Genomic DNA, 26,795 nt, shown 5'->3' with positions numbered 1-26,795 from the left:
TCTCGCTCACCTCACCTTTTCGAAGCTTAATTGCACGCTGGTCCAGCTGCCGCTCTCGCCATACGCAAGCGATGTCTGCTGCGGATTCAGCCCCAGCTCTTCAAAAATCACGAGCTCATTGTCATTCTTCATCCAGCTGCGCGGCAAATAATAAGCATCCTGCGTGCCGCCGTAAGCCCAGAAACGACCAATGTTGTGGCCGTTCATGTAGATCTGCCCCTTCTGCAGCTCGCCAATCTTCAAGTACACCGGCCGATCGCCCTCAGGCATCTTGAACTGTGTTTGCAGATAAGCAGGGCGCAGCAGTCTACCTTTGCGAGCGAGTCTCGTGCCGACTGGCAGCAGCACAACAAGCCCCTCTGCCTCTTGCCCTCCGCCATCTACCGCATGCGAAGCCGCAGCCGCTGACGCATTCTCCACTTCACCTGTCCACTGCTTCCATTGCCAATTCGTCAGCTGCCCGCTCCGTGGCGCAACATAGACCGCGATATTCTCTTGTACGGCAGTTGGAATTGGCTCTGCATACTGGATGCGAACCTTGCAAGCTTGACCTGCTGCTTGCGGCTCCGGCAGCTGCCATGTAATCCAGCGCTTAATCTGCGAGAACATCGTCCACGGTGAATCCGGGTAGGACATCGGCAGCACTTCTTCGCCATTTACCGTCACCCAGGCTTTCACGCCGTGAATCATAATGAACACCACCTGTTCTGGCTCGAGCGCAAGCTCAAACTCCACGCCTGGCAGCGGTTCCTGCTCTCTGTAGAAGCGGTTATACAAGAAGTTGAACGCATCGTCCGACACCGGCTGCGGCGCAACTTCAATAAACTGCTCCACCTCAACCCGTCGGGAACCGACAACCACTGGTCCTTGAATACCAACCGATATCGGCACATCGTAGTTGTGGCCGAGATCATCGGAGAGGAACACGAAACGGTTCGTCCCTTTCTTCACGCGAACCGTCAGTTCCTCGAATGCCCAATCCGCCGGATGCCCATATTCATCGCGCATCCGTACGGATCTGCCTTCGGCGTGAATGCCGCAGAACTGCCCGTTCACGAACACAGCTACGCGCGTCGGCGTATGGCTGAGCAGCATCGTTTCGACGCCGTCTTCCTCGCACTCCAGCTCCGCGCTGTACCACAAATATCCTTGCACGACACCGAGCTGCTCGTGCGAACACGGCTGCTCAAGCGCAGACCACCCATCGCCCGCGCCAGTAACGACTTCCGGGCATGGCGTCATCTTCCACTCACCAAGCTCCGGCAGTTTAAATTCGCGCGGCTCGTGCTTGAACGATCTCGTCACAGGCAGACCATCAGCATCCAGATAGGTGACATCTGGCGTTCCTTCACTGACGCGAAGATCAAGCCCACCATCAACTAGAGTTTCCGCGATATAGTCAGGTCCGAAGACGATTTGCTCATCTACAATCCAGCAACGTCTAGCGAGTTCTTCATCCACGACGATAACGCTGACTCCATCAATCACTCCGCTGTACTGGACTTTCCGGCGCAGCACTGGGATTTTCTGCTCGACACCGTTCACACTTACAACGCCCACCGTTCCTGCAGGACCGTATAGGACAAGAATCCGTTTCGCCTCATCCTGCGTCAGTAAGCAGAGGTTGCTGTAATCCACCGTCACATCATCGAACAGCTGCAGCCCGATCGGCAGGACAGTCGCCGCCACCTCGCCAAGATGCACGGTCAACTGCTTGCCTTCCCGTGTCGTGATCGGCAGCTCTCTCTTCGCACCATGCGTCGATAGAAACGCGATCGCTCCTCGTTCCCCTTCGCGCACGACAAGACGAACATCCGCTCCGTACTGGATACCGGCGCGATCTTCTAGCTCCTCGCTGTCCATGAAGAAGCTGCTGAACCCTTCGATAAACAGATTCACAGGTCGAACGGCGTAATATTTGTCCGTAAGCTTCCCTGCTTCGCCGACCGGATACCCGGATGCATATGAAGTAACAATGTTGTTGCCGCCCCAGAACCCGAAGTTCGTGCCGCCTTCAAACATGTAATAGCACACTTGCGTTCCAGATGAAGTATATTCATAGACGGCGCGAGTAAGGTCCAGCCTGTTCGGCCAATCCGTAATTTGATTGCCCCAATAGATCGGCGCTCCGCACCAGAACTCCGTCGTAATAAGCGGCGCATTCGGCTGCTTTCTCTTCAGGTCATAGACCGGCTCAACCTCGACATGGTGGTTGTACGTGAGGATCATGCTCTCATCGATAAACTGATCGCGCGCATCGGTGGAGTCATTGATTTTCACTGTCGTTTCCGTGTTGCCGTGAACGTTGCATGCCAGCACCGGAATGTCGATGCCATGCTTGGCATAGATCGCATTGATCTTCTCCAAGTACCGGCGCATCGACGCATCCCAGCCGCCTGGATACTCGTTCTCGTTCTGAATCGTAATAACCGGACCGCCGCGCGTAATCTGCCGCTCGCTAATGATCGGAATTAACCGATCGAACCAGCTTTCCACCGCAGCCATATAGATCGGGTCATCCTCCCGGAACCGCCGAAGACCTGAAGCGCACAGCCATGCCGGAATGCCGCCGCCATCCCACTCGCTGCAAATATATGGACCCGGTCTCAGCATCGCATACATTCCGAGCTCCCCGATCAAATCCATATAAGCAGCCAGGTCCTTATCTCCTGCAAAATCCGCCTGCCCTTCCGTAAACTCATGGAAGTTCCACGGCACATACGTGCAAATCGTGTTCAGCCCGGCACGCTTCGCCCGAAACAGCACCTCTCGCCACTCGCTTCGTGGAAAGCGAAAATAATGGATTTCTCCGCCAGTGATCCAAATCCGATCCCCGCCGAGCAGAAAGGATTTTCCGTCATACGTCAGTTTCATCGCGCTCCTACACCTCCGTCATAAGCATTGGAAAAGCTGCGAACCGCCCAGCGCAGGCAGGTCCGCAGCTTCAGCTAACCTTTATTGAAACTTCTTATTCGCATCGTCGAACGCCTTCAGCTGCCATTGGTAGAACTCTTCGGCGCCCGCTTTGTTCAGCTTGTCGATCAGCTTCTGCTGTCTGTCCTTGTAGTCCGCATCGTTCTTCGCGTGAAGGACGATGTCAGGGATGCCCTTCGTAATGAGATCGTCAAGCTTCGTTTGAATCCGCTTCATATCGTCCGGAGCCTGAGCCATTGCAGCTTGCACGTCCTGCGGCATCGAATCCAGCGACTTCACTTGGCCCGAATCTTCATATTTGCTATAAGCTGCGGCTGGGAAAGCCACTCCGTAATGGTCGGAATAGTCTTTGTTCAGCGTGTTCAGCTTCGTTGAGAACACTTCCGGCGTATTGAACAGATTAACCGGGCCGCCATCGCTAAGCACCGTATCATCGGACAGACCTTGCTGGTTGGCCATCATGCCGATACCCGTCTTCTTCCATGCGTCGCCGCCTGCTTTGGACAGCTCGACGGTTTCTGGCTTCATCTGCGGCTTGCCGTCCACCATATCCCAGTTCACGCCTTGAACGCCGCTTTCGATCAGACGCGAGCCTTGCTCCGAGGAGAGGAAGTTGATCAGATCCATCGCACGCTTCGGATCTTTGGCGTTCTTCGTAATCGCCCAGCCGCGGTCCGCCCAGCCCGCAATGGTGTTGCCGGCAGCCCAAGCGAAGCCCCAATCCAGCGGAAGCGTCACGAAGCCTTTGTCCGGACCTTCCTTCAGCAGTTCCGCGTTGACGTTCTGGAACGGCCAAGTCGCAATCGTATTGAGCAATGTACCTTGGGATGCTTTCGTTACGATGTCATCATATTTGGCCGTAAACGCATCCGGATCGAGGATACCCTTCTGCTTCGCCTTGTACAGAAACTCGGAAGTCGCCCAGAAGCCGCTCTTCGCAACGTCCGTGTAGTTGTTCACGACAGGAGAACCATCATTGATCATTAGTCCCATGCTGCTGAGGCCCCATGTTCCCCAGTCGTTCCAAATCGCCGTGCCGTACACTTTCTTGCCTTCTTTCGTTTTCGGATGCTTCGCGACCATATCCGCCAGCACGTTCACCATGTCATCGATGCTTTTCACTTGCGGATAACCGAGCTCCTTGTAATAGTCCCAGCGAACGGTAAAGCCGGTTGTTTGCTCAAAGCCCCAGCCCTTCTGGCCGATTTGAAGCGGAATTTCATAGAGCTTGCCCGTGTCGTTGCTCCAGAACTGCTTGCTGTACGCGAGGCTCTTCTCGAACACCGGCTTCTGAATATCAGGTCCGTTCGAAGCGACAAGATCGTCCAGCGGAATGATGAGGTTGCCATCGATAAGCTGCTTCAGATACTTGCTCTGTACCTGAATGATGTCTGGCAGGTCGCCGCCCGCCAGCTGCACCTTGAACTTCTCTTCGTCGTACGTTTCGACTTTCATCGTAACGCCGGTCTGCTTCACGATCTCATTGTAAACGTCCGTGTTCTCCAGCTCATTCGTTGTCGCGGCCATCTGCACATTCAACGTTACCGGTTCTTTCGCAGGCGCGGTTGTCTCGTTCGTGCTCGAATTGTTCGTCGACGTGCTGTCATTCGTCGTCGCGGTATTATCTGTTGTCGCGCTGTTGTTTGTTGTCCCGCTCGAGTTATTCGTCGTTGTTGCTGCGTTATTCGTGCTGGCCGTGTTGTTCGCCCCAGAATTCGCATTATTGCCGCCGCAGCCTGCCAGAACGACCATCGTCGTCGCAAGCAAGAAGGCTGCTGAACCTTTAAAAGCCTGCTTCACCTTCATACCATGACCTCCTATTTTTGTTTGACGCGATATGATGATAGCTTCTTGGGAGAGAGCTATTGCATCCTAACCTGGGAGAGCCGAGAGAGTTAGCCCTTGATGGCGCCGACCATAAGCCCTTTGACAAAGAACCGCTGAAGAAACGGATAAACAAGCAGCACGGGAATTGTCACGACCATCGTGATGGTGATGCGAATGGAATCCGGCGATATTTTGGCAGCGAGACCCCGGTTCAAATCTTGCAGGTTGCTGCTGGATACGATCCGCTGTGCGTCGGTCAAATAGTTGTACAGAATGAGCTGAAGCGTCTGAAGGCGATCGTCCGACACGAGAAAATAATTGTCATACCATGTGTTCCACTGCCCGACGGAGGCAAACACCGCGATGGTTGCGATGATCGGCATGGATAACGGGAAGATGACGTGCGTGAAAATTTTCAGGAACCCCGCTCCGTCAATCATCGCCGACTCCTCAAGCGCTGGAGGCAGCTGCTCGATGAACGTCTTGAACAGGACCACATAGTAAGCGACGACAGCGACTGGCAAAATGTAGAGCAGGAAGTTGTTCTTCAGCCCCAGCTCTTTCATCGTGATGTACCACGGAATCAAGCCTGCGTTGAAGTACATCGTGATAACGACGAAACGATAGATCGTTTTGCGAAAATAAAGCTCATTCTTCGTGACTGCATAAGCAAGCCACGAGCTGCATGCTATGGTTAAGATTGTGCCGCTCACCGTTCGTAGGACGGAGATGAAGAACGAGTTCAGCATGTTATCGAGCCGGAAGATGTGCGTATAGTTGACAATGGTGAAGCCATTCGGCAGCAGGAACACGCCCTTCAGTGCTTGCTGCGGATCGCTGATGGAATAGATCAAGATGTAGTAGAACGGATATACGCAGAGCAGTGTGAACAGGATTTGGAGCGTATAGTTGACGATGTCGAACCAGATGGATGAATCATTTTTCATTGGCGAAGTTCCTCCTTCCTAGAATACCGAATGTCCTCTTACCCGCTTGGATAATGCATTCATCGAGAATAGTAGAATGACGCTGATTAATGTCTTGGCGATGCCGATCGCCGTACCGAAGGAAACGTCGCCAGTCGCAATACCGACCCGGTACACGTAGTAATCGAGCGCTTCGATCTTATCGCCGACCTGCGAGTTGTAGAAAACGAAGTTCTGCTCGAAGCCGGAGGCGCCGTTGGAGAGAACGCTTGCAATGTTGAGCAGCAGCAGGACGAAGAAGGTTGGCATGATTCCCGGCACGGTTATCGCGAGAATGCGTTGGAATCGTCCGGCGCCGTCCACTTTCGCGGCATCGTACAGCTCCGTATCGATACCGGCAATGGCGGCCAAGTAGATGATGGCGCCCCAGCCCAAGTTTTTCCAAACAGTGATCGCGGTTTGGAACCACCAGGTCGCATTCGAGTTGCCGAGTACCGTCGTCGGCTCCTCGATCCAGTGCAGCTTCATCAGCACTTCGTTGAGCAGCCCGCCGGAGGAGAACATGAATGTGGCCAGCGAGTACACGATAATCCAGCTGATAAAGTTCGGGAGCGTGGTGAGCGTTTGCACGACTTTACGAAACCGCTTGCTGTTCACTTCATTGATCATGATCGCAAAAATCACGGACAGCGGAGAAGCGAGAATGGACAGGAAGCTAAGCGCGAGCGTGTTCGTAAGAACGCGGATGAGGTCATCCTTCTCCTCAATCGCCCACTTGAAGTACTTCAAGCCGACAAACTCGGTATGAGACAGCGGGATGCCGGGCTTATAATCGTAGAATGCATAGAGCCATCCGAACAGCGGGATGTAGTTAAAGAGGAAGACGATAATGACGAACGGGATGACCATGAGAAAAAGTGTGACGCGGTTTGCTTTGAGCTTCATTGTTAATCACTCCAGCCGGGATTCGATTTCTAAGCCAAGTATACGTAATGCGAAAATACGGAAATATGGAGAAATCTACGATTTTTGGACTAACACGAAATCGTAATCGCCGTATCATGGCGATTGCGATTTGCGTTGGAGCGAAATCGTAATCGTCGTATCATGGCGATTGCGGTTTGCGTGGGGCAAAATGTGCCTGCGTAAAAGCTATAGTGGAAAAATCCACTCATTTTACGTCAAAAAGGCGATTATCGGTACGTATATTGGATTTATCCACTCATTTTCTACAGATAGGGTTAAAATGGTCGATTTCAGGCGTAAATGAGTGGATTTTTCCAATATAGATTGCAATTTCGGCGATTCTGGCCTTTCTACGTTGGATAAATCCCATATAGGTTACAACTAGTAGGTGCGGGTGCGGGTGCGGGTGCGGGTGCGGGTGCGGGTGCGGGTGCGGGTGCGGGTGCGGGTGCGGGTGCGGATGCGGGTGCGGGTGCGTGCTCCTCTGCGAATCCCTCGCTCGTCAGTTTATCGCGATTACGTCTGAGCTCGGCGTAGCTCTAAGGTACTCCAGCAACACTATTCGGGCGAAAATAGCGGTCTAGCTCAGCTAAGGAACCCCACACATGCTATTTGCACGCCTCTTCGATGAAAATCTGTCGAATAGCACCAAATAAGCTTGCTGAGGTTCCTTAGAACACCAGACTGGCCGAAAAACGGAAAATAAGTGCTGTACGATTCCTTAGCAAGGATGCTGTTTTGCGAGGAGCAGTTTGGCAAGGTGGCGCTCAGCAAGAGTTAACTTAGCATGGGGGAGCTTTGCAAGGTAGTGCTTTGCAAGGTAGTGCTTTGCAAGGTAGTGCTTTGCAAGGCTGCTGCATGGCAAGGAGCTATACGGAAATTGCAATTACAAACACACCAAACAAAAAAAGCCCTCCCCCAGCAGCCGCATGCTGCCAAGAGAGGACCTTCCTCCACTCAACCACCAAACAAAATATCCAATACCGTGCCGAGACTGCCCGCCTTCTTCCCGTACAGCACATCCGGGTCGTACACCTCGACGAACCCGCAATTTTGGCACGAGACGAACAAATAATGGTTATGCTCAATATCGAACAGCTTGCTCAGCCCCGCGCCTGTCATCGATACTTCCTTGACCCGGCCGCTGGTCGACTGGCATTTCGCACACTTGAACCGATGCTCGATCAGCTCGGTCACGCTCATGCCTTCCGTCTCGCGATCCTCCGAGAAATCCTCATCCTTCACTTCATGCAGATGCTCCTTGCACTTCGGACATCGGCCATTCTGAATCTCAACTTCACTATCGCAATACGGACATACAATCATATGCTAGCCTCCCACCGCTCGCCATTCTCAGCACTCACCACTCACCATACTAAGCGCTCACTCTTGACCAACCAGCTTCGCCTTCGTCTCCTCGAAAGCTTGCTTGAACCAAGCGAAATACGTCTCCGCGCCAGCTTCAACCAGCTTTCGAATGAGTGCCTGCTGATTCTGCTTATACTCCTCATCCGTCTTCGAGCCTAGCACGACATTCGGCATTCCTTTCACCAGCAGCTCCTCCACCTTCGCTACAATTCGCTTGATGTCGTCCGGCTGAGGCGGCATCGCGTTCATGACATCCTGCGGAACCTGGTCTAATGTTTTCACTTTGCCCTCATCCGCATATTTCTTATACGCTTCCGCCGGGTACGTGACGCCATAGTAGGCATCATAGTCTTGATTGAGCGAATTGACCTTCGTGGCGAACACTTCCGGCGTATTGAACAAGTTGACGACACCGCCGTCGCTTAGCCTGGTATAGTCAGAGAAGCCTTGCTGATTCGCCATTTGCCCGATGCCGGTCTTCTTCCAGCTGTCGCCGCCCGCGGCTGCCAGCTTCACCGTGTCCATCTTCATCGTCGGCTTGCCGCTCGCCTTATCCCAATGCGTCCCTTCAATCCCACTCTCGATCAGCCGCGAGCCTTCCTCCGAGACGAGGAAGTTGATCAGATCCATCGCGCGCTGCGGATCTTTGCAGTTTGACGAAATCGCCCATGCCCGGTCATTCCAGCCCGCGATTGTTGTCCCGCCAATGTTCGTAAAACCCCATTCCAGCGGGATCGTGACGAAGCCTTTGTCCGGACCTTCCCCCAGCAGCTCCGCATTCGCTGCGTAGAACGGCCAAGTCGCGATGGAGGATAACAGCGTTCCTTCTGAACCTTTTGCCACAATATCGTTATACTTCGCGGTGAACGCATCGGGGTCGAGAATCCCTCTCTGCTGCGCCTTGAACATAAAGTAAGCCGTATCCCAGATACCGCTCTTATCCGGCTCCGTATATTCATTCGCAAGCTGCCCGGTATTCACATTAAACAAGCCGTTGCCCGTAATAAGCCCCATACTGCGGAGCCCCCACGTTCCTCCCGAACCCCAATCGTTCCACATGCTGACTCCGTACACCTTCTTGCCGTCGCTCGTCGTCCCATGACGCTCAACCATTTCCGCGAGCACGTTAATCATATCGTCCATGCTCGTAATTTTCGGATAGCCGAGCTCCTTGTAGTAGTCCCATCTGACGTTGAACCCGATCTGCTGCTCGAAGCCGAAGCTGCTCGACCCGATCTGGACAGGGATCATATACAGCTTGTTCGTGTTATCGCTCCAGAACTTCCGGATATACGCAAGGCTCTTCTCGTAGACCGGCTTCATAATGTTCGGGCCATTCGTCTTCACGAGCTCGTCGAGCGGAATGATGTTATTCCCCTCAATCAGTTCCTTGATGTTCTTATTCGGCACCTGGATAATGTCCGGCAGATCGCCACCGGCCAGCTGGACCTTGAATTTCTGCTCGTCATACGTCTCCATGTCCATCGTCACGCCGGTAATCCGCTTAATTTCGTTGTACACATCGGTATTCTCAAAATCTTTTCCCGTACTGCTCACTTGCACCTTCAACGTGATCGGTTCTGCAGCCCCTGAGCTCTCCGCAGAAACCGCAGCATTCGATGCCGCTGTGTCTCCATTGCCATCCGAATCCCCTGACTTGCAAGCAGGCAGTGCGAATAGCATCATAGCAAGCAAGCAAGCGATTATTCTTCTGCGACTAAGACTTCGAATCCGTTCCACAAGCACTCCCCCTCACTACGACTAAGAAGCTTCACTGCCTGTAATAATAGGAATCATCATATAAACCCGCGTTTCAACGCCCTCGCTGCTGCGTACCTCAATCCCGTACCGTTCGCCAAAATGCAGCTGAATCCGCTTGTTCACATTGCTCAGTCCGATCCCTTTGGCCGGCCGTTCCGCCTTGTCATTCGCCTTGATCCGCTCGTTCACTTCCAACACCTTGCTCGGCGACATGCCGCCGCAAGTATCCCGTACAACGACTTGCAGATCGCCATTCAGCTCCGCGACCGACACTTGTATAACCCCTTGATGCATCTCGCCATGAATGAGCGCGTTCTCGATGGACGGCTGGATCATGAATCGCAGCGTCCGGCAATGCAGCAGCTGCTCCGGCACGTCGAACTCGAATTTCAACTCTTCCCCGTAGCGGAAATTCATAATGTTGATATAGTTGCGGACGAACTCCAGCTCTTCCTTAATGGACCAGAGCGGTGATGGATCATAGTAGATCGGACGCAGCATGTTGCCGAGACTCGTCATACATTCCATAATGTTCGGCGCTTTGGCGATGGCCGCCATCCATTTGACCGTATTGAGCGTGTTGTATAGAAAATGCGGATTGATCTGCGACTGCAGCGCTTCGATCTCGAGCTGCCGCTTCGTCCGTTCCGTCTCTTCGTTCTGCTGCATCAGCTCCAGAATACCGGTCGACATATGGTTGAACTGCTCGATGAGCTGCCCCATCTCCAGGTTCGACGCTTTCGGGAGCGTATGGCCGATATTCCCTTTTCCAATGAAGCGCATCCCTTTGACCAGCTGATGGAAGGACTTCATAATCCGGTTCATCCATAAGGTGGAAATTAGTACGATCAGCACGAGCGACAGCAAGAAGATGGCCGCAATAAACCGTCCGATACCGACAACGTCCTTCGTATACAGCTCGGTGGGCACTTCATTGACGAGCATCCAGCCCGTTTCGCTCATCCGGTAATAGATGACTTGCTCGTGCGAACCGTCTCGATCCGTGGAGAACGAACCGAAATTCACGCCCGGCTTTATTCTCGTGTTGAACAAGTACGGCGCATTGATCGTCTCCTGGTTCGTGCTGGAGATGACCTTGCCGCTGCCGTCAATGATGTGGATGGAGCCTCCGGGCAAGCTTTGCAGACTCCCGTATCCGGCATTGAAGAAACGCTCGTTCACGTTCAGCACGAGCTCCGCGCTCATCTGGCTGCCGCCGATCCATCTCACCCCGCGAATCGAGGAGATGAGACGCGAATTCGTAAGCCCCTCCGGAATGGAGCTGCGCATGAAGTCGCTCGTCTTCAGACCGCCGGTCCAGATCGACTGCGGAAAGCTTGTTTTCACTTTGCTGTACAGCTCGGTATTGTAGAACGCATAGCCGCGGCCGATTTGAAAAGCGCTCTGGTTCTGCGTCAGCGTCCCGCCAATAACAGTACCGTTCTCCGTAAAGATGTAGATCGAATCCAAGTAATCATAGTTGGTCAAATATTGATTGATCCGCTCCATGATGTCGCGCTCAAGCGATATGAACTCGAGATTCGACAGCTTATCGCTCTGCAGAAACGACTGAACTTTACTCTCCATCAGGAACGTATTGGACAGCTTATCGACTTCGTGCAGCAGCGTAAGCGTATTCATTTCTATCTGGCGAAATTGCGAGAACGTGGTCTCTTGGGTGCGTTCCTTAAAAATATCGAGGGTTTTCACGTAACTGTAGTAAGAGCTGATCGAGAGCACGAGCAATGTGACCGCTACGAACGAGAAGATGAGCTGTGCTCGAAGCGAGAATCCGGCTGGCTTAAAGGTAGATCGGCTCAGGCGTATCATTTGTCCTCCGCCACTCCCGTCCAATCGTTGATCCACAGCCGGCGGAAGCCGTTCGGCCGGACGCCGGTATGCTTCTTGAACGCGCGGCTGAAGTAGCTGTCATCGGTGAATCCGACCTGCTGCGCGATTTCGTACGATTTGAGATTCGTGCCAAGGAGCAGCTCCTTCGCTTTCTCCAGGCGAATCCGGTTTAAGTATTCGGAGAAGTTCATCTGCAGCTCTTTCTTGAACAGCACGCTTAGATAGTTTGGAGACAGCTCCAGAAATTCGGCGATCTGCTGCAGGGAAATATCCTCATTGAACCGCTCCTGCACATATTTGACCGTCTTCGCAATATCTTTGTTCAGCTGCTTCTTCGTCCCGCCGGTCGTCAGCACTTCCGCGAGAAAGCGGCTGTAGATGCCTGCGCATTCATCAAGTGTCTCGGAGCGCTGCATCTCTTCGCTATATGTCGAGATGATTAGCATCACTTCCGTCTCGTTCAGCGTCGCCGTTACGGACGGAATATGCAGCAGCCGGACGAACAGATTCCGGATATCCTGCTCATGCCGCAGCCTGCCGGTCGCGAGGAAGGTTTGCACAATCGATTCCACATCCCGCTGCGCGCCTTCTTCAATCATGGACCACTTCTCGTGGAACTGCTGCAGCTTACGCCTTACAACGTCGTCCCCCGTTTCCAGCTCGATCTCCCGCAGATGAAGGATGCGTTCCGTGCCGTAGAAGAACTTCTGGCCAACCGCCTTCTCGCTCTCCCGGTACAACGCATGCAGCGAAGCATACCCGCTCTTCATCCCGCTTACGCCGAACGACGCCGAGATATTGAAGAAGCGCTTCAGCACCTTCTGAATCTGCGTCATTGTGGCACTCAAGTCTTCACGTATTTGGAGCTCGCTCGCCATATCCCGGAAGCTGAAGATAAACAGATACCGCTTGTCCTCGTCCGATACAACTTCACCGCGCTGCGACTGCGACAGCAGCTCATTCAGCACATTCAAGAACGTTACGCGAATGAGTTCGCCTTTCTCATCGTTAAATTTGGTCTGGACTTGCTCGAAATGGTCGATTTCCATCATGCAGACGACGAGCCGCTCGGGATGGAGCCGAAACTTTAACTGATCAATATGGCGGGCAAATTCTTCTTTGGAGTAAAGGTGGTAGAATACGAAGTTCTTGATAATGTTCTCTTTCAGCGAATCGGGGTTGCGAATGATGCCTTTCGAGGTTCCAAGCGACAGCTGCGTCCCAAGCTCCTCGCGTACCCGCATCAGTACATTGTGGATCTCTTCCTCCGTCATCGTTAATTTCAAAATATAATTCGAAATGCCAAGCTGCATCGCCTGGCGAATCAGATCGAAATCTTCCATACAGGAGAGAATAACGATCCGTGTCTGCGTATCGTGCTCGCGTATTTTCTTAATGAGCTCGATTCCGCCCATAATCGGCATGCGCAAATCGGTAATGATGACATCTGGCTTCACTTCGCTATTGTAGTAGTCCCATGCTTCTCTGCCATTAGCCGCGTCTGCGCAAACGGTCATCCCATAGTGATCCCATTGCACGGAATTTTTGAAGCCTAAACGGACAAGCATCTCGTCTTCAACGATCATGACGTTCCACATGCTTAGCCTTCCCCCTAGCTCTCATATGGTGCTGTATGGTAACCATACTATGCCGCCGAACAAGTTCGCAATAGAGAGATTGTGATCGGAGGATTATTCCAGATTGTGGAAAATATACTATTTTGAGTTATAATCGTCTGTCATCGTTACTTTATTGTAACTATTTCGTTACCATTCTGTCATTCCTTCTATTAATAGATTGGTTACTATGAATTTGTAAGTTAGGTAACCGTCCCTGGTGTCCACAAAATAGAAGAGGTGAATTAATGATGAAGAACAAATTAAAACAAACAATGAAATTAACCAATAAGCTTGCCTTGGCTGGATTAATTGCAGTAAGCTCGATGGCCGCTATGTCCCATTCGAATGTCAATGCGGCATCCACTGCGGCACCTGCACAGTCCGCAGCGACCAGCCTTAGCGCGCAGAAGGGCAGCACATATATCAAGAGCATTTACATGCTTGCGAGTGAAGGTAAAATTCCCGGACTAAACGCGATCGCAGGCAAAACGAAGATCTCCGACGTTCATTACAAATGGGGCATTCCGGACGTTGGCGGCGACCTGAAAGGCAACCATTATGAATTGTACAACTTCGGAATGGGTCAAGGCGCTTATGGCTTCGGTATTAACAAATCCGGCGTCATCTACGATCTGCGCAATTTCGGGCAGTCCATTGATCGGACGGTTGGCGTCAAGTCGCTGACATTCGCGTCCGTTATCAAAACACTTGGCATGCCTAAAGAAGTTCGCTACTCGGGTACGGACAAAATCTATGTCTACCACCCTTCGAAGCTGTACGAACTGAAATTCGTCGGTCCAAGCAAAGTCGCTAAAGGCCAAGTTGCACACATCGACCACATCAACGTTTATGCGGGTAAAGCGAATACCTAATTAGGGCGATTTCGATTTCCTATTCGTTTAAACGAAACATGCTAACCTTATTTAACAACAAAGGCAGCCGATATCGGCTGCCTTTGTTGTTCGACCTGCTATGCGTGCGCGTTACTGATTATAGACTTCAAATTCATAGATAATCGGAGCGTAACTGGTGCCCGAAGTAAAATATATCCGAGCCTTACTGCCCGTCACCGCGGTAAATGTGATCATCTTCGGTACGTTAGTCGCGCCGATGGAAGTGCCGGTGTACGCCGTTTGCCATGCCGAGCCGTTCCAATACTCGATCCGGTAGCCCGTCGTGCGGCTATCGTACTCTGTCAGCACGACTTTATTGAACGTCGTGTTCGCACCGAAATTCACTTCGAGCGTCTGTCCGCTCCAGCAGCCGCTGCAAGCTTGCCAGTCCGTGGCGGCAGATCCGTCGAATGCTTTATCCGCCGTCTGTGACGCGTCCCACGAAGAGGAACTCGCGTAAGTTTTGCCGAGTGCCAGATTCGGATTCACGGCTACGCTATCGTTATACACTTCGAATTCGTAAATGATCGGCGCGTTTGCGGTTCCCGTGGTGAAATAAATCCGCGCCTTGCTGCCGGTCACCGCGGTGAATGTAATCGTCTTCGACGGTCCCATGCTTGTGCCGGTATACGCCGTTTGCCATGTCGAACCGTTCCAATATTCGATGCGGTAGCCCGTCGTGCGGTTGTTGTATTCGGACAATACAACCTTATTGAACGTCGTGTTTGCCGCGAAGTTCACTTCCAGCGTCTGCCCTGACCAGCATCCGTCGCAAGCCTGCCAATCCGTGGCCGCCAAGCCGTCGAATGCTTTGTCCGCCGTTTGTGTCCCGTCCCATGAAGAGGAGCTTGCATAGGATTTGCCGAGCGCTAGATTCACGACGTCATAATAGACGGCGAATTCGTAGATGATCGGCGCGTTCGACGTACCCGATGTAAAATAAATCCGCGCCTTGCTGCCGGTCACCGCGGAAAACGTAATCGTCTTCGGCGATCCGATGCTCGTGCCCGTGTACGCGGTTTGCCACGTCGATCCGTTCCAATACTCGATGCGGTAGCCGGTCGTACGGTTATCGTATTCGGACAATACGACCCGATTGAACGTCGTGCTCGCGCCGAAATTCACTTCCAGCGTCTGTCCGTTCCAGCAGGTGTTGCAAGCTTGCCAATTCGTGGACAGCAGACCGTCGAATGCTTTATCCGCTGTTTGTGTCGCGTCCCACGAAGAGGAGCTCGCGTAGGTTTTGCCCAGCGCCAAGTTCGTCTGCGGCGGTACCGCGGTAGTCGTCTTTTGCAGCAGCAGTACCCAATCGTTGCTGTCCGGCTTGGGCGGTATATTCCACTGCCCGGACGTCGAAGCAGCCGCCCCGCTTATCGTCGTGTACGCACCTGTTCTCGGATTGAACCACCGCGCGTTATAGTAATAACCGTTGTCCATGCCTTTAATTGTCCCCGTATTCGTGTTCCCGTTGAAGAAGAACGTCACGTAGGTGTTGTTGCCGTCCGACGACAGCAGCGACGTGGATGTATCGTTGAAAGACCCCCACGCCCCATCGTCAAATCGAGGCACCAGCTTCCACCACTCCAGCGATGTATAGAAGTTTTTGAAGTAGGTCAGTTGGCTGCCTGTCGTCAGATTCGCTCCGTCATACCACCAATAGTAATGCGCAGGCAAGTCGTATCCCGTACCGAAGTCATCGGGATCTCCGGATTTGGAGTAGACGTCGTTCCATACGCCAGCCGCCCCGTATCCGTAGCCGTACATCCCGTATTGGAACGCCTTGTAGCCTGCTCCGAGTGCGCCGCGCGAATCTGTCCAGAAGTTATCGTACGCGCTTTCGTAGAGGACGGAAGGCTTGGTCGTGGTGTAATTGTAAAAGTTCTTTGCCGTGCTCATTCCCTGCAGATCGCCCTGCCATTGGACAGCAAAGACGTCATCGTACGGCTTGCTTGCCCACGACGAATTGGTCGCCACCGTCGAGCTCGTATTCTCCATGTGCGGCATGATCGGCTGATTGTACGAGTCATTGTCCGTGATGCTCTGACCTACCGCATACCATTTGCTCATCGTTGTGGAGTTATATGCGCCGTACATATTCTGGTCGATTTCTTGCGCAATCGTATAGATCAGCGGATACGAACCATACCGGGCGACCCAATATTTCGCCACGCGCGTCATGTAGGCATCCGAATACACGGAATAATTCGCGGGATCTTGCGCCCATGTGACTTGCGCGTTCGCATGGACGAGGCCTTGGTCGGCGATGTATTTGAACTTGCGGTCCAAATTGGCGAATCCGGCAAGATCCGCGCTCGTGAAGCCGTCACTCAAGTTAGCTACCATTTCCTCGTCCGCTCCCGAATGTGTACCGCCGCCATGCGGCTGCCAAATCGGCTCCGATTGGAACACCGTAAACCCTTGGCTAACGCGCTTATCGACGACATACTTGAACTGCGAAGCGACTCCGGATGCGTTGGAAGTCGCGAACCGCTCGTGCGGGAGAATCCAGTGCGTATCGCCGAGATAGAAGAACGGCGTTCCGTCGTTGTAGGTCAAGTAGCGGCCGTTACTGCTCACTTTCAGGAACCCTTTCTGATAGATCGCGAGACTGCCCGTGTACGCATTGACTTGAATCGACTTGCTGATGCCGTTCAAGCCCGTATCGGTAGGATCGTTCGCCGACGTCGTCATCGTCCAGGTGCCGGTCTTCGTCGGTGCGAAGCGGATCTTCCAGACAGAGCCGCCGTCCCAGAACGCCGGACGCGTAATCGTCGTTCCGCCAGGTCCAGTGAAGGTTGCCGTGACATCAACGTTCTGGAATGGATCGGTGTAGGACTTCGTGCTGGTCAGCTGAATCTCGACCGTCTGCCAGTTCTGCGTTGTATAATCCGCTGCATAAGCACGGTTCGGCACGAACAGGATCGCGCATAGCAGCGCGCATCCGAACAGCAGCAAGCCAAGCATGGGGACGCGTATTTTGCGATCATTGCTCATTAACATTCCTCCGTTTCAACATGGATCTTGCGTGGCATAAACTTTTGCCTGCAAAGCAAGTTTTTGCAAGTTGCTCTCTTGCTTCCGAGCTCCTTAACCCTTGCAAAGTAACGCCAACGTTTCGTTACCGCCTCCCCGCTGCATATCGAATAGCCCGCTATGTGTTTTCTCTGCGGGCGCTCCACTCTGATTCAAGTATGCTACGTTTCTGTCGCAACGGACATTGCTGCGTTTTTCTATTTGTTTGCTGCTTGTGCGGATTCAGGGAATTCCCTGAATTACAACGGCAAAGTGAATGGCTATAATGGAATGACAAGTAATAGGTATATGGCCAGCTGGGAAGAGGTGAGAAGCATGAGTGCTCCCTGGAAGAAAGAAATCCAGTCTCAACTGGATCAGATACGTACGTCAACGGACAGCGATTGGGCGGGATTCGCCATGGAAGAGCAGTACCATCGCCGGATTCGCTGGTTGGCGGCTTCGGGGAATTCGAATGAAAGATATGCGGAGCTGGTGATAAGGCCGGGGCGCGGATTATCAGGTCTCGTCATCAAGCTTGGAAGACCTGTCATCGTAGACGCAAGAATGCCGGCATCAGAACGGGAACGATTGCGGCCAGACTATTCCATAATGCTCGTGGAGCAATTGCAGGCTGCCATCGGAGTTCCGCTCACCATCCAAGATGAAATTCGCGGCGTACTGCTGGTCGGGAACCGCTCTGAACGTCTGTATGAAGACAACCATTTGCATCTGGTCAAGCATGCAGCGGAACATTTAATACCTCATCTTCAGCAGCTCCTATATAATAGATGAGGTAAATAAGCAACTCCAAAGGAGGGGCAACATGATAAAACTTTTAATTGTGGACGACCACGCCATCGTCCGTTCCGGACTAATGACTTTGTTAAACGATCATACCACCATGGAAGTCGTCGGCGAAGCTGCCGAGGGTGACGAAGGAATTGAGAAAGCGCTCAGCCTGAAGCCGGACGTTGTTCTCATGGATTTAAGCATGCCACATGGCAAAGACGGTCTGTCCGCGACAGCCGAGTTAAAGAAACGCCTTCCCGACTGTTCGATTCTCGTCTTAACGATGCATGATGACCATGAATATCTGTTTCGGGCCATTCACGCCGGCGCATCCGGATATATCCTGAAGAATGCCCCGCATGAAGAGTTGGTTTCTGCTATTCATACGATCTCGCAAGGCAACGCTTACCTCTATCCAACGGCTACGAAGCGTCTAATGAGCGAATACTTGGATACGCTGAAACGCGGAGAGCACTCCGATATCTTCGATACCTTATCCGAGCGCGAAAAAGAAATTTTGGGCTGGATTGCAAAAGGTTACTCCAATAAAGAAATTGCCGAGCATCTGATCATCAGCGTCAAGACCGTCGAATCCCATAAGAGCAACCTGATGGATAAGCTCGGCTTAAAAACGAGACCGGAGCTGGTCAGGTTCGCCATGAAGAAGGGACTGTTGACCTTTGAATAAGGAGCATGACGCTGCATTTCCCGAAGTAATCGGCAAGAACGTCCAGCATTTGTTGGAACAGATCGACGTGCAGCTCGTGGATGTGCCGATTCGCGACGATTTGAAGCTGTCCCTGAAACAACTGACTGATTTGAAATTCGCCCTCGACGAATCATCGATCGTAGCGATAACGGATTCGAAGGGCAAGATTCTTTATGTGAATGATAAATTTTGCGAAATCTCGCAATATGCCCGTAAAGAGCTGCTGGGCAAGGATCATCGCATCATCAATTCCGGCCATCATGACAAAACCTTTATACGCGATATATGGAACACGATTACAGCCGGGAAAGTTTGGCGCGGAGACATCCGAAACCGGGCAAAGGACGGCTCATTCTATTGGGTCAATACAACGATCGTCCCTCTCCTGAACGAAGATGGAGAACCGTACCAATATCTGGCCATCAGAAATGAAGTAACCGAGCTCAAACGCGTAGAACAAGAGCTGAAGCAGATGATGACGCAAGTGATGCATATGCAGGAAGAACAGAGAAAACGGTTTTCCCGCGAGCTGCATGACGGTATCGGACAAAGCATGTTTTCTCTGCTGATTCAGCTCGACAGCATCATAGCCGGGAAAGGAAATCCCGAGCTTGAGAAGCTGCGACGGAGCGTATCCTCGATTATGGAAGAGGTGCGCACATTGGCATGGGAGCTGCGCCCATCCGTTCTTGATGATTTGGGCATCGTTCCGGCTATTCGTACCTACATCGAGAATTACACGCAGCACACTGCTATTCAGATCGATTTCGAGACGAATTTGCGCAAAAGGCTTCCGGCCGCCATTGAAACGACGATCTACCGTGTCATTCAAGAGGCGCTCACCAATATTAGCAAATATGCGGATGTATCCCAGGCCGATGTGAAATTGCTCGATGCCGATGCCAGAATCGAGGTGCGGATCACGGATGCAGGCAAAGGATTCGTACGCGATCAGAGCGCGAAGGGCGTCGGCCTGTTCAGCATGGAGGAGCGTGCGCGAAGCATTGGCGGCCAGCTCATCATTGATTCGGAACCAACGCAAGGCACAAGCATCGTTCTGCTTGTGCCGAAGCAGGCAGAATAGCTGTATAGCTGGAAACAAGAAGAGCGCCCTTGATAGGGGGCTCTTCTTGTTTCCATAATGTTTCCATGATCAACCTTCCGCCTGGTCATCCTCAAGCACTCGCACCGCCTGAAGCAGAACATATTCTTGCTCAACCTTGAAATATTCCGATAAGTGAATCAACGCTTCGCGTAGATAATAGAGCATCCGTTTCAAGTCCTTTGTCGACCTGAATTCAATTAGCTGCTCCGTTTGATCAATGAACAGATTCAAATAACTGAGACCCGACCAGAAATACTGTTCCATGAGCAAGGAAGAGAATCGGAGTGACGGAACGGTATCTTCCTCCGATAAGCAGGCTTGAAGCTCCGGGAGCAGCTGCTCATCCTCGATCCTTAAATGGTGCTTCAGTTGCGCCGCGAATCCAATCGCCCGGACACGTAATTCTTGAACGGAATGCTTCCAATCCAAATCCCCCGGAACACAAGCATCCACTGTTGACTGAAGCGCCATATCGTACTGATGCAACTCCTGTGCCAAGCCGTAATGCTCTTCCTGCAAGATTTTGAGCACATCTGACAGTCCGTTATACATGGGTTCCTCTCGTTCTTCCCCGGCCCCTTGCGGCTTCTTTCCCTTTCAGCCACCAATGGTGCAGGAACGGCAGGATATAATGATCCAATCCGAACTTACCCGCGTTGCTGCCCGCAGCGATGATAAAGAAGCTGAGCAGCACCAGCCAAGGGTTCGTCGACACGGTGCCCGCAAACATATACATGAAATTCATCAGCAGGCCGAAGAAGACGGCCGCAGTCGTTAAGGCGCCAAGCAGCAACCCAATGCCAACGAATAACTCTCCCCACGGGACAAGGATATTGAACAATTTCACGTTCGGAAGCGCAAAGTCATGAAGAAAACCGATAAAATTCGGATAAATGCGCTCATGGGTTCCACTGTCCAACACAGGTTTGGCAATCGCGCCTTTGATAAATCCCGCCGCATCGAATGCCTTATCCCCCGTGAGTTTATGCCATCCGGCTTTCGTCCACTCCCAGCCTAAATACAGTCGTACCAGCGTCAACATAATCGCAGCGTAGCGGTTGCTTCTTAGCCAATTCATTACCATTTCTACCAGCTCCCTCGTTCGATCTGTCTTCATCATAGCTTCTGTCGCGTTCGCATTGTATCGGGATAAACACGGAATCTACGGCGAGCGATTCCCTGAAAATTCCGCAGGGAGAATCGCGATTTATGAGGAGGGATCAATAGGGATTTCCCCGCTCGAAAGATCAGTGATTCCCCCGATAACCAGCTTGAATAAAGACCGTTTATGATAAACGTAATGAGCACACATATGTGAAGGAGTGGAGAATGCCATGATTAAAGAAAAGTCCATCCATTTCAAAGTGATTCACCGTGACAAAACTTCCTTGCTGCGAGGGATTGTCTTTCTGGAAGAGAGCCAAAAGCCGACATTGAATGATGTAGAGGAATGCCTGAGGGAATGCGGTCATGAAGTCATACTGATCGACAAAGAACACTTGATATTCAAAGCCTTTGACGCAGGCGTACCTTACCTTATCCACGTATTGAAGGACGAGAAAGGCAACATCGACGATATTAGCATTGAACATCACGCCTTAGACTTGATGCAGTAGACCGCCTAAGAGTCGATAAAAAAAAGCCCGCATCATTATGATGCGAACTTCAGATTCACTCTTATGGCAGCTATCTTCTTATTCCTTGATTCGATAGCTAACGAATGCTAATTTGCCGCTATCGGGCGACCAGGAATTGACGTTTATGGTTCCCTGCCCTCCGAAGAGCTTAACAAGCGTTCGGAATTCGCCGCCAGCGCTTGGCATGATGCGGATCTCTACTTCCTTGTTAGGAGGATGGTCACCGGGTGCAACATCTCCCTTGCGGTAGGTAATATAAGCTACCTTGTCTCCATCAGGAGAGATATGCGGAAACCAGCTGTTGTTTTCATCATGAGTCATCTGAATCTGCTCGCTGCCATCGGCATTCATGCGCCATACCTGCATCAGACCCGTGCGTACGGAATTGAACCAAATGTGCTTCCCATCCGGTGAATACTCAGGCCCGTCATTCAGTCCTGCCGTATGCGTTAGCTGCGTTTCAATGCCTCCATGAACGGAAATGGTATAAATATCGTACTCCTCATCCCGCTCGGCGCAATAAGCGAGCGTGGTTCCGTCCGGTGACCAGCCATGCAAATAACTAGGTGCCATTGGCGTGACAAGCACCGGACTGCCGCCTTGCAAGGCGAAAATATAAATTCGGGACTGGCCATCCTCGTAGGTATGATGGCTGACGGCTACTTGCGAGTTATCTGGTGAAAGCACATGGTCATTATTGCACTGATTGGCGAAACCCGATTCGATCATTGCGCTTTCACAAGTACTCAGATCAAATTTATAAAGGTGCCCCAAGCTGTTATAGATGAGATATTTGCCATCGCGAGTCCAATTCGGCGCTTCGATTAGATAATCGAACTCAGCCGCAACGCTACGCTCCCCGCTTTGCACATCAACTGTTTCGAGGATACTCATTACGTTTCTTCCTGCTTCTTTACGGGGTTCTTGTAACCGCTTCACCTTACGTTCACCTCTGCTTCATCGTCTCGTTCCGTCAACCTTTATAGCATTCGACTTATGGTTTCAACTATCCTGCCGGATAAGGTATAATAATCCCATTCCTGAGAAGAGGAGCTGATACTGATGGCAGTCAGAGATTGCCGGATTGGAACAGCGCTATGCAAAGCCTGAATAGGGAGCGATACTTTGCATAGGCTGGCCATTATTTTATCGCCGGTCAACTACTCGCATCTATCGTTTTCTAATAGATGGCTTTGCGCCTTATTTGCTTATCAATTAAAAATAAGGGGCTGGAGTCCATGTGTAAACCATTTATTAGAAATCACGACTATAACTTTATTAACAAGCAAGCAGACTACGTGCTGCACGCACTCCGAACGGTTGGGGATCCGAAGATCGTAGCATCGGTTCGATCCGAAGCGCAAGCCAAGGTAGCGGAGTTATTCGCGGAAATCACAGATGAACGGAGCACGATGCTGGCATCTATCGCGGACCTTCAGTCAACCGAGGATTTCCAGAAGTATATGCAATTGCTTGAGCCGTATCGGGATGAGTTTCCATCGCTTGCGGCCAAGGATATCCTGAAGCTTTTTCCGAAAGTCAAAAAGCTGAAGTTGCCCGATCTCGCGCATCTCGATTACCGCAAGCTTTCTTATTTGAGCTGGGCTGATATTGCGACTAATCGCATGTATATCGTATACCCTTCGGGCGACGGGCAATTCATCGGCTTGGAAGGCCGGTATACGGCAAGCAGCAAGAAGAGCTATTGCTTTGCCTGCAACCGATTGGAAGAAGTGGTGCTGTTCTCGGCGAACTTCAAAAAGAGGCCTGTCCATGCCTCACCGGATTATTACAAGACGATCGGCAACTATATTTGCGCGAACGGTCATACGTGCAATAAGAACATCACGAGTGTTGCTTCTCTAGAGCGCTTTATTGAAGCCGTGGTCGGATGACAACAGGATTGTAAGCCTGAAAAGCCGCTGAGAAGCGGCTTTTTTTCATCTTGCCTCTGCAAATAGCACCTCCGAGGATGCCGAAAACTAGCCTATCTAGGCTGATTCATTTTATAATAGTCAATGCTAGCTTGTGTAAATACCGAGGAGGAAAATCTGTTGTTTGTAACTACTGATCGGACGGCGAGTAATCATTCCTATATTAAACAAGCGTATGCGACACCATCCGTCCGCGCGCATCTTGTCAATTCAGCGATCGTCTCGATCTATAGCGATTACTCCGGCGCGGCCGGGGAAGCTGTTCATGGCGCGGGCTGCTGCCTCGTGTACAATCGCAGTATGTTCGTGAGCGGCCGTCAGCTAGCACATGATTATGAGCGAGGCTCGAATTTCGGGGAGATGCTCGCGATTGCTTTCGGCGTTCAGCTTCTGACAGAAGCATTGGAGCAGCTTGTCCATACGGAAGCCCAGTTGCCTAAGCACGCTATCGTCTACTCCGATTGCCATGCGATTATGAAACTGATGTCGCAGCCAAGTTTCACGAAGTCTTACTACGAAGAAGCAAGAGGCGAATTCACTACCGCATGTCAGCAGCTGCAAGCGAAATTCCCTTCTATCGGAGTCGAAGTGAAGTACATCGGCAAGCATAAACAAGGCAATCCGCTGCACCGACTCGCGCACAATGCGGCAAGGAAGGCAATTGGGAAAGGTTAGAAACTCCTCATAAACCCCTGAATCGGACAATCCCGCTCGTATTCTATAAGGATACCGATTTGGAAGGAGAGTCAACCTATGGCTACTGAATCCACGACTGGAGCTGCTCCTCGCAGCTTTACCGTTTCCAGCGAAATTTTTACGAATCCGCATCTCGATATTTATTCTCAAATGATCTATATCGTGCTCAGCTCGTCCGCGGCAGATTCGATGTCACTTACCTTAACCGATATGTCTCGCAAGGGGCGGATGACCGTGAAGCAAGTGATCAAAGCGATGCAAGATCTCGCTGACCACAAGCTCATCTCCCATAAAATGTTCAAGCATCTCATCGGCGAATTCAACGACGATCGCCTCTCTTGGTCAGCTAAAGGACTGCTCACTTATTGCAAAGCTAATCCGAACGTGAGCCTGGACGAGCTGCTCGCAAAGTCGGACCAATCCAGCGAAGATGAGCAAAGCGTGAAGCGTGCGCTTCAGGAGTTGAAGCAATCGGGGTATTTGGACGATTTTCCGGATTTGAAGCGGATCGCTAATTGACGGATCAGTTGTTGCGTTTCCGTCTTCGTCTCCGCAAAAGCCGGCTGTCCAAGAAAGATCCCGCAGCGAACCAGAACACCAGATCGAGTACATACTGCATCGAGAATGATACTCGGAGCGACAGATACTCTGTTATCCAGAATGGCGGGCTTGAAAGAACAACAGGATGTTTTTGTCATCCCTTCCTGTCGCGTTGTAGTACACAATCCATGCTGAAATCAGCGTAAGCCAAAGGCTGCAGCGTTTGAATAAACGCATGATCGATCAGAACCCCTCCGCTTTTAAGTTTGCTCTATTATGGCGCGAGGGGTTCTGACCTGCTAGTACTAACTTTGTCTAGTACCTGCAGCATCTCCTATTTGCGAAAAAAGCAGCGACCCCAAGGTTTCCTCAAGGTCACTGCTTTTTTCATTCATGCTATGGGCTGGTCGCCGCCAGTTCCTTCTGCTTCAGTCTCTGATCCAGCTTGCCTTGAACGAACCAAGCATAGAGTACGAACCCGAACAGCAGTGCGCCCGTTGTCAGCAGGAAAGGCAGCGAGTAATGCCCGCCTGCCAAGATATACCCCGCCCAGTACGACGCAATCGTATTGCCGATGCTTCTGGATACGGTTCGCATCCCTGCGTACAGGTTGCGATCCTCATCAGCTACGGCGGACATCGATTCGCTGTCAATATGATTGTCCAGCATCGTTGTACTAGTACCGCGAAGCATCAGCAGAACCGCGAACGCTGCAGCCGGCATCGTGACCGCCATCAAGCCTGTGATCACGATATTGCTGACGAACGTGAAGATAAACGTCCGGCGGCTGCCCCATCGTTCAACGATGTATGGCATAATGATCGATCCGATAAAGAAGAATACGCCGCACACTGCAAGAAGCGTGGAGATGGACCCATCGTTCATATCAAAGCGGAACTTCAAGATGACATTCAGGAACGGTGTGACAAGCCCATACTTAAATCCACTGCTGAAGATGAGCACGGACAGCATGAGCAGGAAGTAGAAGGCATGCCGACTCTTGCTCTTCTCCGGCGCCCCGGCTGCAGCTTTCTCACGACTTGCTTCTTCACCCGCAGGCAGAAGTAATCCCCGCAGCAATGCCATTAAGCCCATGCAGCCTGCAGCCACGAAGAAGGAATTTTGATATACGGTCGTCGATCCGCCAAGTAAATCCGGCAGAAAACCGCCGAGCATCGTTCCGACTCCGGTGAATAACGTGAAGATCGCGAAGAGCAGCGAGTACGCGCTCGTCTCTTCCTTCTTCGTCCGGCAATAGCCGAAAATCAATTGAATTTCCGAGTTCACCACAGCCGTGACGCCGAGCGACCAGATGATCTGAGCAACGGTTATCTCGCCCCGGCTTGTCCCAAAGCCGAATACAATGAGCGAAATACAGGCTAATGTAATGCCAAGGACTAGCATTCGCTTGCGGCCAACACGCCGGACAATCATACTGGCGGGAAGGCTCGTTATTCCAACGGTCAATGCGCCGAGTGAAGTAATCTGACCGATGACCCCTTCCGAGAATCCAAGCGCGAGCAGATGCAGGTTAAGAATGAGACTGAATATTCCGGCTCCAATACCGAATAAGCTCTCTGTTGCGATAAATCTTTTGACCCCTGGCGATAAATCTTGTACCAAACTTGCCGTGTACTTCCACATAGGTGATGCCTTTCCTCTAGCTGATTGATCCTATTATCATAATTCAAGCTCAATATTCTATCAATGCGGGAATATTATCCCGTGAACTCCATTCGCATCCGGATCATATCCCGGCACGGAATCCCATCCTCGATGATCGGCTCGGCATAGTTCCTGACGAAATAATCGATCTCAACGCCAACGATGCGAAAACCGCATTTCTGATAAAATCCAAGCTGACCCAAGCTGGAATTACCTGTTCCTACCTCCAGCTGTTTATATCCCTGATCTTTGCTGTATGCGATGGCATGCTCGAGCAGAAGTTTCCCAACCCCCTTGCCCTGCTTGTCCTCAAGCACGGCAATATTCATAATTTCCGCTGTCTTCGGCCGCGTGCATAGCAGCATATAAGCTCCAATGACCTCTCCACCGTAATCTTCAGCCTGCATGCATACGCAGCGCTCGGCGTAAGCATCTATCGCTTGCCGCTCGGGATCCGCAAGAAGCAGCAGCTCATACGGAAGTGACTCGCCATCCTGAAGCTGCCTGATCGTAATTGACATCACTTACTTACCACGCCTTTCAATATAGCGACCACTCAT

General features: G+C 51.7%; 22 protein-coding genes. 8 read left to right on the top strand and 14 right to left on the bottom strand.

Translation table 11 applies throughout. The features are described from left to right. Positions 1-6: 6 nt before the first annotated feature. The 8 genes from A8990_RS01815 to A8990_RS01775 form a co-directional block, all read right to left on the bottom strand. Positions 7-2,874: a beta-galactosidase gene (locus A8990_RS01815; protein WP_116187290.1), complete on the bottom strand. Its 2,868-nt coding sequence runs from the start codon at positions 2,872-2,874 to the stop codon at positions 7-9. Between the two features lie 81 nt (positions 2,875-2,955). Further along, positions 2,956-4,740 carry an extracellular solute-binding protein gene (locus A8990_RS01810; RefSeq protein WP_116187289.1) on the bottom strand — a complete coding sequence of 595 codons (1,785 nt, stop codon included), beginning with the start codon at positions 4,738-4,740 and terminating at the stop codon, positions 2,956-2,958. An 89-nt stretch (positions 4,741-4,829) separates the two neighbouring features. Beyond that, complete coding sequence (locus A8990_RS01805; RefSeq protein WP_116187288.1) at positions 4,830-5,708, bottom strand: carbohydrate ABC transporter permease; 879 nt, start codon at positions 5,706-5,708, stop codon at positions 4,830-4,832. An 18-nt stretch (positions 5,709-5,726) separates the two neighbouring features. Next, the gene (locus A8990_RS01800) at positions 5,727-6,632 is read right to left on the bottom strand and encodes an ABC transporter permease (protein WP_245995798.1); all 906 of its coding nucleotides are present in this window, start codon (positions 6,630-6,632) and stop codon (positions 5,727-5,729) included. Between the two features lie 978 nt (positions 6,633-7,610). After that, complete coding sequence (locus A8990_RS01790; RefSeq protein WP_116187383.1) at positions 7,611-7,856, bottom strand: zinc ribbon domain-containing protein; 246 nt, start codon at positions 7,854-7,856, stop codon at positions 7,611-7,613. Between the two features lie 180 nt (positions 7,857-8,036). Beyond that, positions 8,037-9,761 carry an extracellular solute-binding protein gene (locus tag A8990_RS01785; protein ID WP_147306751.1) on the bottom strand — a complete coding sequence of 575 codons (1,725 nt, stop codon included), beginning with the start codon at positions 9,759-9,761 and terminating at the stop codon, positions 8,037-8,039. Positions 9,762-9,782: 21 nt separating this feature from the next. After that, positions 9,783-11,612 carry a cache domain-containing sensor histidine kinase gene (locus A8990_RS01780; RefSeq protein ID WP_116187286.1) on the bottom strand — a complete coding sequence of 610 codons (1,830 nt, stop codon included), beginning with the start codon at positions 11,610-11,612 and terminating at the stop codon, positions 9,783-9,785. Continuing rightward, positions 11,609-13,231: a helix-turn-helix domain-containing protein gene (locus A8990_RS01775; RefSeq protein WP_116187285.1), complete on the bottom strand. Its 1,623-nt coding sequence runs from the start codon at positions 13,229-13,231 to the stop codon at positions 11,609-11,611. The genes A8990_RS01780 and A8990_RS01775 overlap by 4 nt, the downstream gene beginning before the upstream one ends. A 266-nt stretch (positions 13,232-13,497) precedes the next feature. Between A8990_RS01775 and A8990_RS01770 the strand changes: the two genes are divergently transcribed. Further along, entirely contained in the window at positions 13,498-14,124 is a 627-nt protein-coding gene (locus A8990_RS01770; protein WP_116187284.1) for a YjgB family protein, read from the top strand. Between the two features lie 111 nt (positions 14,125-14,235). Here A8990_RS01770 and A8990_RS01765 read toward each other — a convergent pair whose 3' ends face one another. Then, entirely contained in the window at positions 14,236-17,139 is a 2,904-nt protein-coding gene (locus A8990_RS01765; RefSeq protein WP_181909350.1) for a discoidin domain-containing protein, read from the bottom strand. 354 nt (positions 17,140-17,493) lie between these two features. Here A8990_RS01765 and A8990_RS01760 point away from each other — a divergent pair, with 354 nt between their 5' ends. From A8990_RS01760 to A8990_RS01750, 3 genes are read left to right on the top strand one after another with little or no spacing between them, the layout of a single operon-like run. Next, positions 17,494-17,952: a GAF domain-containing protein gene (locus A8990_RS01760; RefSeq protein WP_181909349.1), complete on the top strand. Its 459-nt coding sequence runs from the start codon at positions 17,494-17,496 to the stop codon at positions 17,950-17,952. Positions 17,953-17,983: 31 nt separating this feature from the next. Then, complete coding sequence (locus A8990_RS01755) at positions 17,984-18,637, top strand: response regulator (RefSeq protein WP_116187281.1); 654 nt, start codon at positions 17,984-17,986, stop codon at positions 18,635-18,637. Continuing rightward, the gene (locus tag A8990_RS01750; protein WP_116187280.1) at positions 18,630-19,742 is read left to right on the top strand and encodes a PAS domain-containing sensor histidine kinase; all 1,113 of its coding nucleotides are present in this window, start codon (positions 18,630-18,632) and stop codon (positions 19,740-19,742) included. The genes A8990_RS01755 and A8990_RS01750 overlap by 8 nt, the downstream gene beginning before the upstream one ends. A 69-nt stretch (positions 19,743-19,811) precedes the next feature. On the opposite strand, the gene A8990_RS01745 is transcribed toward A8990_RS01750, so the two are convergent. Beyond that, the gene (locus tag A8990_RS01745; protein WP_116187279.1) at positions 19,812-20,315 is read right to left on the bottom strand and encodes a hypothetical protein; all 504 of its coding nucleotides are present in this window, start codon (positions 20,313-20,315) and stop codon (positions 19,812-19,814) included. After that, entirely contained in the window at positions 20,308-20,847 is a 540-nt protein-coding gene (locus A8990_RS01740; protein WP_116187278.1) for a DoxX family protein, read from the bottom strand. The genes A8990_RS01745 and A8990_RS01740 overlap by 8 nt, the downstream gene beginning before the upstream one ends. A gap of 250 nt (positions 20,848-21,097) precedes the next feature. Between A8990_RS01740 and A8990_RS01735 the strand changes: the two genes are divergently transcribed. Continuing rightward, the gene (locus tag A8990_RS01735) at positions 21,098-21,379 is read left to right on the top strand and encodes a hypothetical protein (RefSeq protein WP_116187277.1); all 282 of its coding nucleotides are present in this window, start codon (positions 21,098-21,100) and stop codon (positions 21,377-21,379) included. Between the two features lie 78 nt (positions 21,380-21,457). Here A8990_RS01735 and A8990_RS01730 read toward each other — a convergent pair whose 3' ends face one another. Next, the gene (locus A8990_RS01730; protein ID WP_220376777.1) at positions 21,458-22,339 is read right to left on the bottom strand and encodes a TolB family protein; all 882 of its coding nucleotides are present in this window, start codon (positions 22,337-22,339) and stop codon (positions 21,458-21,460) included. Between the two features lie 299 nt (positions 22,340-22,638). On the opposite strand from A8990_RS01730, the gene A8990_RS01725 reads away from it, so the two are divergent. The 3 genes from A8990_RS01725 (at position 22,639) to A8990_RS01715 (ending at position 24,549) form a co-directional block, all read left to right on the top strand. Continuing rightward, positions 22,639-23,295, top strand: coding sequence for a FusB/FusC family EF-G-binding protein (locus tag A8990_RS01725; protein ID WP_116187275.1), 657 nt, complete (start codon positions 22,639-22,641; stop codon positions 23,293-23,295). Between the two features lie 159 nt (positions 23,296-23,454). After that, positions 23,455-24,009, top strand: a complete 555-nt coding sequence (locus tag A8990_RS01720) for a ribonuclease H family protein (RefSeq protein WP_116187274.1) — start codon at positions 23,455-23,457, stop codon at positions 24,007-24,009. Positions 24,010-24,087: 78 nt separating this feature from the next. After that, a complete protein-coding gene (locus A8990_RS01715; RefSeq protein WP_116187273.1) occupies positions 24,088-24,549 on the top strand; it encodes a hypothetical protein in 462 nt (153 codons plus the stop codon). A 417-nt stretch (positions 24,550-24,966) separates the two neighbouring features. Here the strand turns inward: A8990_RS01715 and A8990_RS01710 are convergent, their stop codons facing one another. Further along, complete coding sequence (locus A8990_RS01710) at positions 24,967-26,214, bottom strand: MFS transporter (RefSeq protein ID WP_116187272.1); 1,248 nt, start codon at positions 26,212-26,214, stop codon at positions 24,967-24,969. A 74-nt stretch (positions 26,215-26,288) separates the two neighbouring features. Continuing rightward, positions 26,289-26,756, bottom strand: coding sequence for a GNAT family N-acetyltransferase (locus tag A8990_RS01705; protein WP_425463873.1), 468 nt, complete (start codon positions 26,754-26,756; stop codon positions 26,289-26,291). Positions 26,757-26,795 lie beyond the last annotated feature (39 nt).

The sequence above is a fragment of the Paenibacillus taihuensis genome (assembly GCF_003386535.1).
GTDB classification, from domain to species: Bacteria; Bacillota; Bacilli; order Paenibacillales; family Paenibacillaceae; genus Paenibacillus_Z; species Paenibacillus_Z taihuensis.
This window is presented reverse-complemented; position numbering and strand designations above follow the sequence as displayed.